Origin of the sequence: Castellaniella sp. (assembly GCF_034007085.1) — a bacterium.
Lineage (GTDB): Bacteria > Pseudomonadota > Gammaproteobacteria > Burkholderiales > Burkholderiaceae_B > Castellaniella.
The window spans coordinates 20,248-35,136 of record NZ_JAVERO010000001.1; the positions used below are offsets into that span (position 1 = coordinate 20,248).

13 protein-coding genes are annotated in these 14,889 nt (G+C 64.2%); 1 reads left to right on the forward strand and 12 read right to left on the reverse strand.

All coding sequences use genetic code 11. From position 1 onward, the window contains the following. Positions 1-13: 13 nt before the first annotated feature. Together RBR29_RS00150 and ppsA are read right to left on the reverse strand one after the other, a co-directional pair. Positions 14-709 (reverse strand): methylated-DNA--[protein]-cysteine S-methyltransferase, encoded by a 696-nt coding sequence (locus RBR29_RS00150; RefSeq protein ID WP_320346028.1) that lies wholly within the window; start codon positions 707-709, stop codon positions 14-16. Between the two features lie 5 nt (positions 710-714). Then, positions 715-3,093, reverse strand: a complete 2,379-nt coding sequence (ppsA, locus tag RBR29_RS00155) for a phosphoenolpyruvate synthase (protein WP_320346030.1) — start codon at positions 3,091-3,093, stop codon at positions 715-717. Between the two features lie 178 nt (positions 3,094-3,271). Here ppsA and RBR29_RS00160 point away from each other — a divergent pair, with 178 nt between their 5' ends. After that, entirely contained in the window at positions 3,272-4,105 is an 834-nt protein-coding gene (locus tag RBR29_RS00160; protein WP_320346032.1) for a pyruvate, water dikinase regulatory protein, read from the forward strand. A 35-nt stretch (positions 4,106-4,140) separates the two neighbouring features. Here the strand turns inward: RBR29_RS00160 and RBR29_RS00165 are convergent, their stop codons facing one another. The 10 genes from RBR29_RS00165 to ispC all read right to left on the reverse strand — a co-directional run bounded on the left by RBR29_RS00165 (position 4,141) and on the right by ispC (position 14,858). After that, complete coding sequence (locus RBR29_RS00165; RefSeq protein WP_320346034.1) at positions 4,141-4,965, reverse strand: RNA methyltransferase; 825 nt, start codon at positions 4,963-4,965, stop codon at positions 4,141-4,143. After that, positions 4,962-5,612 (reverse strand): ribonuclease HII, encoded by a 651-nt coding sequence (gene rnhB, locus RBR29_RS00170; protein ID WP_320346036.1) that lies wholly within the window; start codon positions 5,610-5,612, stop codon positions 4,962-4,964. The genes RBR29_RS00165 and rnhB overlap by 4 nt, the downstream gene beginning before the upstream one ends. Further along, entirely contained in the window at positions 5,599-6,822 is a 1,224-nt protein-coding gene (gene lpxB / locus RBR29_RS00175; protein WP_320346038.1) for a lipid-A-disaccharide synthase, read from the reverse strand. Before lpxB ends, rnhB begins: the two co-directional genes overlap by 14 nt. Beyond that, the gene (lpxA, locus tag RBR29_RS00180; RefSeq protein WP_320346039.1) at positions 6,819-7,616 is read right to left on the reverse strand and encodes an acyl-ACP--UDP-N-acetylglucosamine O-acyltransferase; all 798 of its coding nucleotides are present in this window, start codon (positions 7,614-7,616) and stop codon (positions 6,819-6,821) included. Before lpxA ends, lpxB begins: the two co-directional genes overlap by 4 nt. After that, positions 7,616-8,068 carry a 3-hydroxyacyl-ACP dehydratase FabZ gene (gene fabZ / locus RBR29_RS00185; protein ID WP_043682505.1) on the reverse strand — a complete coding sequence of 151 codons (453 nt, stop codon included), beginning with the start codon at positions 8,066-8,068 and terminating at the stop codon, positions 7,616-7,618. The genes lpxA and fabZ overlap by 1 nt, the downstream gene beginning before the upstream one ends. After that, a complete protein-coding gene (lpxD, locus tag RBR29_RS00190) occupies positions 8,068-9,213 on the reverse strand; it encodes a UDP-3-O-(3-hydroxymyristoyl)glucosamine N-acyltransferase (RefSeq protein ID WP_320346045.1) in 1,146 nt (381 codons plus the stop codon). The genes fabZ and lpxD overlap by 1 nt, the downstream gene beginning before the upstream one ends. Before the next feature lie 6 nt (positions 9,214-9,219). Beyond that, a complete protein-coding gene (locus tag RBR29_RS00195) occupies positions 9,220-9,744 on the reverse strand; it encodes an OmpH family outer membrane protein (protein WP_320346104.1) in 525 nt (174 codons plus the stop codon). Positions 9,745-9,837: 93 nt separating this feature from the next. Further along, a complete protein-coding gene (gene bamA, locus RBR29_RS00200) occupies positions 9,838-12,201 on the reverse strand; it encodes an outer membrane protein assembly factor BamA (RefSeq protein WP_320346047.1) in 2,364 nt (787 codons plus the stop codon). A 67-nt stretch (positions 12,202-12,268) separates the two neighbouring features. Next, positions 12,269-13,606 carry an RIP metalloprotease RseP gene (gene rseP, locus RBR29_RS00205; protein WP_320346049.1) on the reverse strand — a complete coding sequence of 446 codons (1,338 nt, stop codon included), beginning with the start codon at positions 13,604-13,606 and terminating at the stop codon, positions 12,269-12,271. Positions 13,607-13,652: 46 nt separating this feature from the next. Continuing rightward, positions 13,653-14,858: a 1-deoxy-D-xylulose-5-phosphate reductoisomerase gene (ispC, locus tag RBR29_RS00210; RefSeq protein ID WP_320346051.1), complete on the reverse strand. Its 1,206-nt coding sequence runs from the start codon at positions 14,856-14,858 to the stop codon at positions 13,653-13,655. Between the last annotated feature and the right edge of the window lie 31 nt (positions 14,859-14,889).

The following is a 14,889-nucleotide window of genomic DNA, read 5'->3' on the forward strand; positions in this document are numbered from 1 at the left end:
GTGTCCTGATGGGTCAATCAGGACACGGACCGCAGATCGTGAAGCCTTCGAGTTGCAGCAGTCGGACCTTGCGGGCCAGCCCCCCGCCATAGCCATTCAGGGTGCCATTGCGCGCCAGGATGCGGTGGCAGGGAATGATGATGCTGATGGGATTGCGGCCCACGGCCGTACCGACGGCGCGCCCATGGGCCGCGCTCAGGCCCGCTTGTTCGGCCAGTTCGCCATAGGACAGGGTGGTGCCACAGGGGACTGCCAGCAGGGCCTGCCAGACCCGCCGCTGAAAAGCCGTGCCCTGGGGCGCCAGCCGCACATCGAACACCTGACGTTCACCGCGCCAGTATTCGTCCAGTTCATGTCCAGCCTGTTGCAGCACTACCAAGGCGGCGACGGGCGTATCGTCCTGCAGCAGGCGCAGGGTCTGCGGGCCAGCCGACTGCCTGGCACTTGGGGATTCGGTCGTCCGGGTGATTGTGGGGAACAGCGCCCCGTCCTGGCCCGCAGGCCGTCCCCGCACGGCCTTGAGCGTACGCATCGATCGGCCATCCAGCGTCCCCATGGTGGGGTCGGAGACCACCTGGGCGGCGGCCTGCACCCCAGGCACCCGGGGCAGATCCCGCTGGTCCGTGAAATACAGGCCCAGCAGGCCGCGGCCGTCCGCGGCCAGCAGGATCGCCCCCAGGGGGGACGCAATCAGGGCATAGGACGGCATGCCCGTCAGGCGGCGACCTTCGTGTCGGCCAGACGCTGCCAGGTATCAACCACCGTGTCCGGATTCAGAGACATGGACAGGATGCCCTCGTCGCGCAGCCATTGAGCCAGGTCGGGATGATCGCTGGGGCCCTGGCCGCAAATGCCGACGTATTTGCCGGCTTTCAGGCAGGCCTGGATGGCGCGGCGCAGCATGAACAGCACGGCCGGATCGCGCTCGTCGAAGTCGGCGGCCAGCAGTTCCATGCCTGAATCCCGATCCAGCCCCAGGGTCAGCTGGGTCATGTCGTTCGAGCCGATCGAAAAGCCGTCGAAATATTGCAGGAATTCCTCGGCCAGGATGGCATTGGTCGGGACTTCGCACATCATGATCAGGCGCAGACCGTTTTCGCCGCGCTTGAGGCCATGGGATGCCAGCAGATCGACCACGCGCTCGGCCTGGCTGAGCGTGCGCACGAACGGCACCATGATTTCCACATTGGTCAGGCCCATTTCGTCGCGGACCTTTTTCAGGGCCTCGCATTCCATGCGGAAGCATTCGGCAAAGTCCTCGGAGATGTAGCGCGACGCGCCCCGGAAGCCCAGCATCGGGTTTTCTTCTTCGGGCTCGTAGCGCGAACCGCCCACCAGCTTGCGGTATTCATTGGACTTGAAATCCGACAGGCGCACGATCACGGGCTTGGGATAGAAAGCCGCGCCGATGGTGGCGACGCCTTCGGCCAGTTTTTCCACGAAGAAGGCACGCGGGCTGGCGTAGCCCCGGGCGGCCGATTCCACGGCCTTTTTCAAATCGCCATCGACGTTCGGGTAGTCCAGGATCGCCTTGGGGTGGACGTTGATGTTGTTGTTGATGATGAATTCCAGGCGCGCCAGGCCGACGCCGCCATTGGGAATCTGCGAAAAATCGAAAGCCAGCTGTGGGTTGCCGACATTCATCATGATTTTCAGGCCGATGTCGGGCATCTGGCCCCAGCGGACTTCTTCGACCTCGGTCTCGATCAGGCCATCGTAGATGCGGCCTTCGTCGCCCTCGGCGCAAGACACGGTGACCTCGCGGCCATTGGCCAGCACGTCGGTGGCATCGGCGCAGCCGACCACGGCCGGGATGCCCAGTTCGCGCGCGATGATGGCCGCGTGGCAGGTGCGGCCGCCCCGATTGGTGACGATGGCCGAAGCCAGTTTCATGACTGGTTCCCAGTTGGGGTCGGTCATGTCGGTGACCAGGATGTCGCCGGGGCGCACCTTGTCCATTTCAGAGGCATCGGCCACGACGCGCACCGTGCCCGAGCCGATCTTCTGGCCGATGGCGCGGCCGGTGACCAGAACCTCGCCGGTGGCCTTCAGGCGGTAGCGTTCCTGGACGTCGTGGTGGCTCTGCTGGGATTTCACGGTCTCGGGGCGGGCCTGCAGGATGTAGAGCTTGCCATCCACCCCATCACGGCCCCATTCGATATCCATCGGGCGCTGGTAGTGTTTTTCGATGATGGTCGCGTAGCGGGCGAGCTCGATGATTTCTTCGTCGGTCAGGGAATAGCGGTTGCGCTCGGATGCGGGGACTTCGACCGTACGCACGGCATGGCCGGAGACACGTTGTTCATCGAATTCCATCTTGATCAGCTTGGAGCCGATGCGCCGGCTGATGACGGGATAGTGGCCGGCTTCCAGTGTGGGTTTGAAGACATAGAATTCGTCGGGATTGACCGCGCCCTGGACCACGGTTTCACCCAGCCCGTAGGACGAAGTGATGAACACCACATCCTTGAAGCCGGATTCCGTGTCCAGCGTGAACATCACGCCCGCGCTGCCCTTGTCCGAACGCACCATGCGCTGGATACCGGCCGACAGCGCGACTTCGGCATGCGCGTAGCCTTTGTGCACGCGGTAGGAGATCGCCCGATCGTTGTACAGCGAAGCGAACACGTGGCGGATCTTGTCCAGCACATCATCGATGCCGACCACGTTCAGGTAGGTTTCCTGCTGACCGGCGAACGAGGCATCGGGCAGGTCCTCGGCCGTGGCCGACGAGCGCACGGCAAAGGAGCCCTTGCCATCGGCATCCAGCGCGGCAAAAGCCGTGCGGATGGCCTGCTCGAAATCGGCCGGGAACGGCGTGTCGATCACCCACTGGCGGATTTCGGCGCCGGCGGCGGCCAGTTCGCGTACGTCATCGGCATTGAGCGCATCCAGGCGCGCGTTGATGCGCGCGTCCAGGCCGGAAGATTTCAGAAAATCGCGAAAAGCATCGGCCGTGGTGGCAAAGCCGCCTGGAACACGGACGCCCGCGCCAGCCAGCTGGCTGATCATTTCCCCAAGAGAAGCGTTCTTGCCTCCTACCGAGTCCACATCCGTCATGCGGAGCTGCTCGAACGATACGACATACGACATGGTGTCACCTTTGAGATAGAAAAAGCGTGTTTGCCCGGCGTACGCGGCGCGAAGAACAAATACCTTCGCGTGCGCGGCATGAACGCGTGCGCCCGGCAAACCAGCCTTGCTCCCGGCTCGGGTGACTGGTAATCTTCGCGGATTGTACCGTTTCTGACGCTTGGTGGTTCAACAATCCATGACTGGCTCTCCTATCGAACGCACGGTGTTCATCGTCTCGGACAGCACCGGAATCACTGCCGAGACTTTCAGCCATGCGGTGCTTTCGCAATTCGAGGAAATTGCTTTCCAGTCTGTGCGACTGCCCTTCATCGATTCGGTGGAAAAGGCCGACGCCGCCGCGCGGCGCATCGCCTTGCAGGCGGACCAGGGCGGCCCGCCCCCGCTGGTGTTCAGCACCCTGGTGGACTCGGAAATCGCCGACCGCATCCGCGCCACACCGTGCATTTTCCTGGATCTGTTCGGCTCCTTCGTCCATCACCTGGAAGATGTCCTGGGCGTGACTGCCAGCCGCTCGGTGGGCCGGTCGCATACCAACGGCCTGAGCAAGGAATACAACGATCGCATCGAGGCCATCAATTTCAGCCTGGCCCACGATGACGGCCAGTATGTCCAGGGGCTGGAACAGGCCGACGTCATCCTGGTGGGCGTGTCCCGCTGCGGCAAGACCCCCACCAGCCTTTATTTGGCCATGCAATATGCCGTCAAGGCCGCCAATTATCCGCTGATCCCCGAAGACTTCGACCGGGGCGCCCTGCCCGCTACCCTGCTGCCCTATCGGCGCAAGCTGTTCGGCCTGTCGATCCAGCCCGAACGGCTGGCCGAAGTCCGCAACGAGCGCCGCCCGAACAGCACCTACGCTTCGCTGAAGCAATGTCTCCAGGAAGTCGCCGACGCCGAACGCCTGATGCGCATGGAAAACATCCCCTGGCTGTCGACCACGACCCGCTCGATCGAGGAGATCTCCACAAAGATTCTCGACGAGGTCGGCCTGAACCGGATGAGTTACTGATCATTCATCCCCGGGCACGGCCTGGCGCGACTCTGTCACCGCCGGGTTCTGCGGGCCTGCACAGCGACCATCAGCTGCTGGCGCCGCTGTTCGAACAGGCACACGGCGGCGGCAGCCGCCACATTCAGTGACTCGACCGCAGCCGCCTGCGGGATGTGGATCCGCCAGTCCGCCCGCATCAGCAGTTCATCGGCGACGCCCTGCCCTTCGTTGCCGAACAGCCAGGCGCACGGCTGCCGAAGATCCTTGGCATACAGGATTTCGGCCTGATCCAGCGTCGTGGCGGCCAATGGGATATCCAACCGTCCGGACAGCGCCTGGAGATCCACGTGTTCGTGGATTTCCAGGGCAAAATGTGCTCCTTGGCCACTGCGCAGGACCTTGGGCGACCAGGCTGCTGCGCAACCATTGGACAAATAAGCCTGCCGCAGGCCGGCGGCCGCTGCCGTGCGCAGCAAAGTGCCCAGATTGCCGGGATCCTGGACCCGATCCAGCCACAGACAGCCATTGCGGATCCTTGCCGGCAATTCCGGAACGGGCGGCTCGACGACGAAAAATACCGCAGGGCCGTGCTCGACCTGCGACAGGACGGCAGCAAGATTGTCCTGCAGAACCACCCGGCGTCCATGCGCACAGGCCTGCCAGAGCGGGCCGACCCACCCCAGGGACAGCGCGGATTCCCCGACCACCAGCAAGGGGGGCGGTCCTTTATGTTCGAGCCAGGCGCGGCACAGATGTTCGCCTTCGAGGATCACACGAGGATCCAGGCGCCCCGGTCGGCCCTGAGCCAGACGCAGCCAAGCGCGGTAATCCGGGTTGTCGCGCGAAGCAATATGACGAACAGGAGCGGCGTGCTTCATGAGGCATCCTCGCGCCGCGCCGGGGCGTTGCTTGAATCACACCGGCCTTCCAGCGCGCGGCGCACGGGAGCGAAACCGCGCCGGTGCGCCGGGCACGGGCCGAATTCCACCAATCGTGCCAGATGCAGCGCAGTGCCATAGCCCTTGTGGCGATCAAAAGCATATTCCGGATAGCGTGCATGCAGTTCCAGGCAGCAAGCATCCCGAGCGGTCTTGGCCAGAATGGAAGCGGCGGAAATAGCGGGTTCCAGGGCGTCGCCGCCAACGACGGCTCGGGCCGGGCACGACAGCCCCGCCGGCAGGCGGTTGCCATCCACCAGAACCAGCGTCGGCGCGCGGAACAGACCCTGGCAGGCACGCAGCATGGCCAGCATCGTTGCCTGCAGAATGTTCAGACGCTCGATTTCCTCGACACTGGCACTGGCAATCGCCCAGGCCAGGGCCTGTCTGCGGATCTGCTCGGCCAGGCGATCCCTGCGCGCGGGGCTGAGTTTCTTGGAATCGTTCAAGCCCTCGATCGGGTGATCCGGATCCAGGATGACGGCGGCGGCATACACAGGGCCCGCCAGGGGCCCACGTCCGGCTTCATCCACTCCGGCGATCAGAGCGGAAGATTCTGCGGTGCCGAACAGATCACGCATGCCCACGGCTGGCTTCCAGTATGGCCTGCGCCGCCAGGCCGGGCGTATCGCGGCTGAGTGTTTCGTGCAGCGCAGTAAAGCGCCGCGTGATGCGCTCGGCCAGGTTCGCATCGGTCAGGGCCGTCCAGGTGTGTTCGGCCAGGGCTTGTGGCGTAGCGGCTTCTTGCAGCAGTTCTGGCACGACGAACTCGCGCTCCAGGATATTGGGCAGGCCGACCCAGGGCAGGCTGGGTGCGTCCTGCCCCGATTTCCAGGCCATGATGCGCCGCATCCAGGGCGAAATCACATAGGAAATGACCAGGGGGCGCTTGAACAGCGCGGCCTCCAGGGTGGCGGTGCCGCTGGCCACCAGCACGGCGTCTGCGGCCTCCATGGCGTGCCAGGCAATCGGCCATGCAGAGGTGTCCAGGCCATCGGTTCGCGCCGCTGCGGCCCCCTGCCCGGCTTCTGGCAAGGCAGCCATGACTCGGCAGCCCGGCACCGGGTGCTGCGCCAGGATGGCTTCGAACTGGGCGCGGCGGTGCGCATTGACGACCGGCACGATGATCTGCAAATCGGGATCCTGGCTGAGCAGAATCTGCGCTGCCTGCAGGAATCGGGGCGCCAGCAGCCGGATCTCGGATTCGCGGCTGCCCGGCATCAGCGCCAGGATCCGGCCCGCCGGTTCCAGTCCCAGGCGCGCGCGCGCCGCCAGACGGTCCGGCTGCGCGGGAATGAGCTCGGCCAGGGGATGGCCTACGTAGGTCACGGGCACGCCCTGTTCGCGGTATAGATCCACCTCGAACGGAAACAGCACCAGCATGTGCGATACGGCACGACGGATCTGGTGAATGCGCTCGAAACGCCAGGCCCAGATCGAAGGGCCGACGAAGTGCACCGTCGGAATGCCGGCGGCACGCAGTTTTTCTTCCAGGCGCAGATTGAAATCCGGTGCATCGACACCGACGAACACGTCCGGACGCCAGGCCAGCGTGCGCCGATGGGTATCGCGCCAGGTGCGGATCAGGCGCGGCGCCTGGCGCAGTGCATCGATGTAACCGAATACGGACAGCGCATCCATGGGGTGCCAGGCCTCGAAACCCGCACGCGCCATGGCCGGCCCCCCGATGCCCATGGCACGGACCTCGGGGTCGCGGGCCCGCAGGCCACCGAGCAGACGCGCCGCCAGCAGGTCGCCGGACGGTTCCCCTGCCACGATGGCGGCGGAAAACGTCATGGCCGGGCGATCCCGCGGCTGGATGCGCGCAGGAAATCCAGCAGGGTCTGGATGGCGGGGGCTTCGGCCGGATGTTCTGCCTGCAGAACGGCAAGGGCCTCGATTGCCTGTTCCACGTTCAGCTGCCGCCGATAGAGGATCTTGTAGGCATCCTTGAGCACCTGGATGTCGGCTGGCGTGAAGCCTCGCCGGCCCAGACCTTCGGCATTGATGCCGACCGGACGGAACGAATCGCCCGCGCCGATCACGTAGGGCGGCACATCCTGGCGCACGGAACTGGTGCCGCCAATCATGGCATGCGCACCAATGCGCACGAACTGGTGCACCGCCGACAGGCCGCCCAGGATGGCCCAGTCGCCGATGTGAATGTGGCCGGCGAGCTGGACACTGTTGGCAATCACGATGTGACTGCCCAGCTGACAATCATGGGCGATGTGGACATAGGCCATGATCCAGTTGTCATCGCCCAGCCGCGTGGTGCCCACGTCCTGCACGGTGCCGGTATTCACAGTCACGAATTCACGAAACGTGTTGCCCGCGCCGATTTCCAGCGCTGTGGGTTCGCCTGCGTATTTCTTGTCCTGGGGAATGCCGCCAATGGAACAATAACGATAGAAATGATTGTCCGGGCCGATGGAGGTATGCCCGTCGATGGTGCAATACGGCCCGATGCGCGTGCGGGCCCCGACGCGGACATGTTCGCCGACGATGCTGTAGGGACCCACGACGACGTCCTCGTCCAGCACCGCCCCTGGCGCAACGAGGGCCGTGGGGTGGATCTGCGCCGCGCCCATCATTCCTCCAGGATGCGCACCGCACACATGATCTTGGCTTCGGCAGCGATCTGATCGTCGACCTTGGCCACGGCGGTGTACTTGCAGATGGAGCGGCTGAGCTTGTCGGCCGAGACTTCCATGCGCAACTGGTCGCCGGGCACGACAGGGCGGCGGAAACGCGCGCCATCCACACCGACCAGGTAATAGGCGATCTTGGTGCTGGCCAGGTTCGGCGCGCCGGCATCCGCAAAGGAAAACAGTGCGGCAGCCTGGGCCAGGGCCTCGATGATGAGCACGCCGGGCATGACCGGATGGTGGGCGAAATGGCCCTGGAAGAAAGGCTCGTTGTAGGTGACATTCTTGATGGCGACGATGCTCTTGCCCGGGTCCATTTCCAGGACGCGGTCCACGAGCAGCATCGGTTGCCGATGAGGCAAGCGTTCCATGATGTCTTTGATATCGAGTTCCATTAGCGTGTGTCCTGCTTGGGGTTCGTCGGCTGGCCGGGCATGCCGGCGGCGCCTTGTCGTTCTACTGCGCGCAACCGCTTGCGCAATTGCGCAAGCTGGCCGATCACGGCTGCATTATGTTGCCAGGCGCTGTGCTCAGCCACGGGGAATACCCCCGTGTAGCGCCCAGGCGTGAGAATGTCCGAAGTGACGGCCGTGCCGCCTGAAATATGCACATCGTCGCCCAGCGTCAGGTGCCCGCCGAACATGGCAGCCCCCCCGATCACGCAACGTTGGCCCATGGTGGTAGATCCGGCCACGCCCACGCAGGCGGCCATGGCCGTATGGTCTCCGATCCGGCAGTTGTGACCGATCATGATCTGGTTGTCGAGCTTCACGCCATCACCCAGCACGGTGTCCTCGACCGCACCACGGTCAACTGTGGTGTTGGCGCCGATTTCCACGTCGTCCCCGATGCGCACCCCGCCCAGCTGGGCAATTTTGGCCCAGGCGCCCGGCGTGCGCGGGTCGGGTGCGAAGCCGAAACCGTCAGCCCCCAGCACGACACCGGAATGCAGAATGGCCCGCGCGCCCACATGCACGTCATGGTAGAGCGTCACATGGGCATGCAGCAGGCTGTCCGCCCCGATGGAGCTATCTGCCCCGATGACGCAGCCCGGACCGATGCGCACGCCCGGACCGATATGCACGCCAGACTCGATCACCGACAGCGGACCAACATGCACGTCGTCGGCCAATACGGCATCTTCGGCTATGACGGCGCTGGGATGGATCCCCTGGGGCAGGCCCGCCTGGCGATGGCGGTCGAACCACTGGGCCAGCAGCGCGTACATCAGATAAGGCTGGGGGCACAGCACCGCAGCCCAGGACGGCGGGCCGTCGCAACGGGATTGGTACGCATCCCAGTCCTGCTGGCGCAGGATGACCGCAGCCGCGCCGCAATCATCCAGTTGGGACTGCAGGCGCGGGTTGGACAGGAAGCTGATTTCGGATGATCCCGCCGAAGCCAGCGAGCCGATGCCAGCGATCTTCAGCGCACCGGAATCAGGCGTCCCTGTGATGCTGCATCCCAGCCCGACCGTATCGGCCGCCCGCAACAGCTCGGACAACGCGGGTGCCCGATCGGGCGCAAGCAGCACAGGCATTGGAGATCAGCCGCCCAGAGCGCCAATGACCTGATCGGTGATATCCACGCGGGGGCTGACCGTGACGGCGTCCTGGATGATCAGGTCGTAGTTCTGCTGTTCGGCGATTTTCTTGATCGCGGCATCGGCCTTTTCCACGATGGCGGAGAATTCCTCGTTGCGGCGGCGATTGAAGTCTTCCTGGAATTCGCGGCGCTTGCGCTGCAAATCGGAATCCATGTCCTGGAGCTTGCGCTGGCGCTTGATGCGATCGGCCTCGGACAGCACCGGAGCGTCCTTGTCGAGTTTCTGGGCCTCGCTGCGCAAGTTGTCGGCCAGGCGCTGCAGTTCCTGGTCGCGTTTCTTGAATTCGGATTCGATCTTGGCCTGGGCCGCCTTGGCGGGCTTGGAATCACGCAGAATGCGCTCGGTGCTGACGAAACCGATTTTCGTGCCCTGGGCGTAGGATGGCGCAACGAACAGCGCCCCCAGGCCCACAGCCGCCGCCAGGGCCAATACCCGGTGGCTACGCAGGGTGCGTTGCGTCAACATTGAAAAATTCAGACCTGAAACGAACATGATGAGGAATCCACCTAGGATCAAAGCGACTACAAAAGAGATTATTGTGCCATCAAACGAAGGGAATCAGAAACCAGTACCGATCTGGAACTGGAAGACCTGCTTCTGGTCGCCTTCCTTGGCGTTCAGAGCGCGCCCGAAGGACAGTTGCAGCGGCCCCAGCGGCGATTCCCAGGACAGGCCCAGGCCTGCGGAGTATTTCCAACCGCAGGGGTCGGCCACCTGGCCATATTCGCCCTTGGCGCAGCCCGAGCCATCGGTCGTGGTGATCTGACCGACGTCCGAGAACATGAACCAGCGCAGGGTGCGATCGCGCGAGGCGCCCGGGAACGGCAGATAGAGCTGCACATTGCCGACGATGCGCCGGGAACCGCCCAGGTAGGTGCCGGTCAAGGTATCGCGCGGCCCCAGGGAGGCGCCCTCGTAGCCGCGTACCGAGCCGATGCCGCCTGCGTACATGTTCTTGATCACCGGGAAGTCCTTGCCGCTGCTGCCGTAGGTCTTGGCCCAATCCACCTGGCCGTTCAGGGCCAGAGTGAAGGACCGCCCCAGAGGCCAGTAATACTGCTGCTGGCCGCCAAGCTTGTAATACCGCAGATCCAGGGTGGAAATATCGGCGGACACGCGGGAATAGCTGCCGCGGCGTGGCGCCAGGGCGCTGTCGCGGGTGTCCTTGGCCCAGCCCACGCTGAAGATGGCGGCATTGGTGGTATCGCCATAATCATCGACGAAATTCTGGTAGGCCAACGGCGCCGGATTGGTGCCGCTGCGGCGGATGTCCTTCAGCGAGTTGCGTTCGTAGGTCAGGCCGGCAAAGATGCGATCGACTTCGGAAATGGGCACGCCGAAATTCAGGCCCAGCCCCAGGGATTCGACCGAATACCAGCCGGTCGAGCCGCTGCTGGATACGTCGTAGGGCGTGGTGCGCCGATAGTACAGGGACGTCGTCTTGCTGATGCCGTCCTGGGTCCAGTAGGGGTCGGTGTGCGAGATCACCGCTGCACGGTTGGTCTTGCTGGTGTTGACGTTCAGGGACAGGGAATTGCCGCTGCCAAAGACATTGTCCTGGCTGATGCCGGCCGACAGCATCAGTTTGTCGGTCGTGCCATAGCCCACCCCCAAGCTGATCATGCCGGTGGGTTTTTCCTTGACGTCGACGTTGACATCCACCTGGTCGGGCGAACCCGGCACCGGATCGGTCTTGACGTCCACTTCGGTGAAATAGCCCAGACGATCGATGCGTTCCTTGGACGTCTTGATACTGGAAGAGTCATACCAGGCGGCTTCCTGCTGACGCATTTCACGGCGCACGACTTCGTCGCGGGTACGGGTGTTGCCGCCCACGTTGATGCGGCGCACGTAGACACGGCGGCCCGGATCAACGTAGAAATTCAGTTTGGCGACGTGATTTTCCCGATCCAGCATCGGACTGGGATTGACATTGGCAAAGGCATAGCCCAGCGACCCCAGATAATCCGTGATGGATTTGGCCACGGCATTGGTCTTTTCCGCCGAGAAGGTTTCGCCTTCCTTGACGGTGACCAGCGGCTGGAGCTTATCTTCCAGGCCGAGCAGGTCGCCGGCCAGGCCGATCTCGCCCAGTTTATAGGGCTCGCCTTCGTGCAGGGTCATGGTGATGTAGATGGCCTTGCGATCCGGAGAAATCGATACCTGGGGGGGCTCCATGGAAAATTCCAGATAGCCGCGATCCAGATAGTACGAACGGATGCGTTCCACATCGCCTTCGAGTTTTTCGCGCGAATATTTGTTGGTGCCGGTGTACCAAGTCATGAAGCCGCCGGTGGTCAGCTCCATCTGGTCTTCGAGCGTGCTGGCCGAGAATGCCTCGTTGCCGATGAATTCGATCTTGTCGATAGTGGCGACATCGCCTTCGAAGATATCGAAACTGACCCCGACCCGGTTGCGCTCCAGCGGCGTGATGACCGGATTGATCTGGACGCCGTACTTGCCCTTGGACAGGTATTGCTGCTTGAGCTCGAAGACCGCGCGATCGAGCATGGCCTGATCGAAGATCCGGCCCTGGCCGAAACCGACCTGCGCCAGGGATTTCGTCAGCGCCTTGGCATCGAATTCGCGCATGCCGTTGAAATTGATCGAGGCGATCGTGGGGCGTTCTTCGACGGTGACGACGAGCACATTGCCTTGCGCGTCGATCTTGACATCATTGAAGAAGCCCGTGCCATAGAGTTTCTGGATGGCAGCCGAGGCTTCTTCCTGGGTGAAGGTCTGCCCGACCTTGACGGGGAGATAGGTGAAGATCGTGCCCGGATCGACGCGTTCGATCCCCTTGACCTGGATGTCCTGGACGACGAAAGGCGTGAAGGCCGAGGCCACGGCGGGCGCCAGGAGCGCCGCCAGCACCAGGGGAATGGCGCGCTTGATCAGACGAAAATTCCGGGGAGACGACATCCTGGCAATCCTAATTTGGCCGTGAAAGAACACGCTTGAGTGATGCGCGATTGTAAGTCACAACCTCTCAACTGAAAAGCCGCGAGAAATCGTTGAACAGGGCCAGAACCATGAGTCCCAGGACGATTCCCAGTCCCAGGCGATGGCTCAGGTCCCGGACCCGGTCAGACAATGGCCGCCCGCCGCGCAACGCCTCGATCAGATAGAACAGCAAATGGCCGCCATCCAGCATGGGGATGGGCAGCAGATTGAGCACGCCAATGCTGATGCTGATGAGCGCCAGGAAACCCAGATAGGATTCCAGGCCGACACGGGCCGAACGCCCGGCATATTCGGCGATCGTGACCGGACCCGTGACATTTTTCCAGGATACATCGCCCACCACCATCCGGCCCATCATGCGCAAGGTGAACAGGCTCATGTCGGCCGTGCGCCGCATGCCCTGCCACAGGCTGTCCACAGGCCCCAGGCGCACCAGCACCAGCGGCCGCTCGGCCTGGATCAGCGCGCCGATGCGGCCGGTCTCGAGGCCGTCTTCGCCGCGCTCGGGCCGGGGCGTCACGGACAGCGCGACTCGCGCCCCCTGGCGCAGCACGACCAGCGGCAGCGGCTGGCCCGCATGGGCCTGGACCGTCCGCACGAACGCCTCGACGGAGGGATGTTCCATGTCACCGGCCATCAGGATCTGATCGCCGGTTCGCAGGCCCGCCTGTTCGGCAGCGCCACCCTGGACGAGTTCCCCCACCACCGGAACCGGCGCACGCAAGGCCAGGCCAGTGGCCAGGAGCGGGTCGGCCCCCCCTGGCGTCACGTCCTGGGGGTGCAGTCGCAGGGTGTCCGTGCGCAGCGAGCCGTCTGCGGATTGCAGCGTCAGGGCCACAGCGCCCCCCAGGGATAGTGGTTCGGCCAGCCGCCACCGCGCCTGGGTCCAGGAGGCGACGGGCTCGCCGGCCACGGCCGTCAAGGTGTCGCCGTCGCGCACACCGGCCTGGGCGGCGGGCGTACCGGCCTGCGGGGCCGCCAGCACGGCAGCGGGCTCCTGCGTGCCCCACAGTCCCAGAAAAGCGTAGATCAGGGCTGCCAGGGCCAGATTGGCCGCAGGCCCGGCCGCCACCACCGCCGCGCGCCAGATCAGCGGCTGGGCATTGAACACGGCGCGGCGCGTGGTCTCGTCGGCCCCTGGCGGGGCTTCGTCGAGCATCTTCACGTAGCCACCCAGGGGAATGGCCGATACCGCCCATTCGGTGCCGTGCCGATCACGGCGGCGCAGCAGCACCGGGCCGAAGCCGACCGAAAAACGCACGATCGGCACGCCAGCGCGACGTGCCACCCAGTAATGACCCAGCTCGTGGAACGTCACGAGCAAACCCAGGGCCAGAATGAAGGCGAACAATGTCAGGAGCATGAAAAAGCGGGGAAAAAGAAACGGATCGTCCGGCCAGTTGAATATTTCAGCACGCCTGACAGAATCCCGCCGCAAGGCGACGCGCGCGCGCATCCAGATCGAGGATTTCTGCCAGGGAAGACGGGGTCTGCGTTCCGTGCGCCACGGAATCATCCAGGCAGTGCTCGATGATGGATGGGATCTGGGTATAGCGGATGCGTCCGCGCAAAAAGCCATCCACCGCGACCTCGTTGGCGGCATTCAGCGCAATGCAGGCGCCCTGCCCCTGCCCCAGCGCATCAAAGGACAAGCGCAGACAGGGGAACCGCGTCAGGTCCGGGGTTTCGAAATCCAGACGCCCCAGGCGGGTGAGTTCCAGCAGGCCGACGCCGCCGTCGATGCGCTCCGGATAGCCCAGGCCGTAGGCGATGGGGGTGCGCATGTCCGGCTGTCCCAGCTGGGCCAGGATGGACCCGTCCAGGTACTCGACCATGGAATGCACTACGCTCTGGGGGTGAATCACGACCTGGATACGCTCCATTGGCATGGCAAACAGCCAGTGCGCCTCGATGACCTCCAGCCCTTTGTTCAGCATGGTGGCCGAATCCACGGAAATTTTGCGACCCATGCGCCAATTGGGGTGTGCGCACGCCTGTTCCGGCGTGACGGATTCCAATTGATCCAGCGCCGTGCAACGGAATGGTCCGCCGGAAGCGGTAAGCAGCAGCCGGCGCACGCCAGCGGCCGGGCTTGCCGGCGCGCGCGCACGGTCAGCCGACTGAGGCAGGCACTGGAAGATGGCGTTGTGCTCGCTGTCGATGGGCAGCAATTCGGCGCCGGATTCGCGCACGGCCTGCATGAACAGGCTGCCTGCCGCCACCAGGGCTTCTTTGTTGGCCAGCAGCACCCGCTTGCCGGCCCGCGCTGCCGCCAATGCGCCCGGCAGTCCGGCCGCCCCCACGATGGCGGCCATGACGGCCGTGACCTCTGGGTCGGCGGCCGTGTCCGCCAGCGCCTGGGCACCCTGGCGGATTTCCGGCAAGGGCCGGCCGGCGGGCCAGGCGGCCGTAAAGCGCATCCGGGCGGCATCGTCCGGCACGATCACCACCCGCGCGGCGTGCCGTGCGGCCTGTTCGGCCAACGATTCGACCCGGCCGTGTGCGCTCAGCGCGTAGACGGAAAAGCGATCCGGGTGACGCGCCACCACGTCCAGCGTGCTCACGCCGATGGAACCGGTCGAGCCGAGGATGCAGAGACGTTGCTGAACGGACATGGTGTCGGAACCCGTGGATATGCAGGAAAAA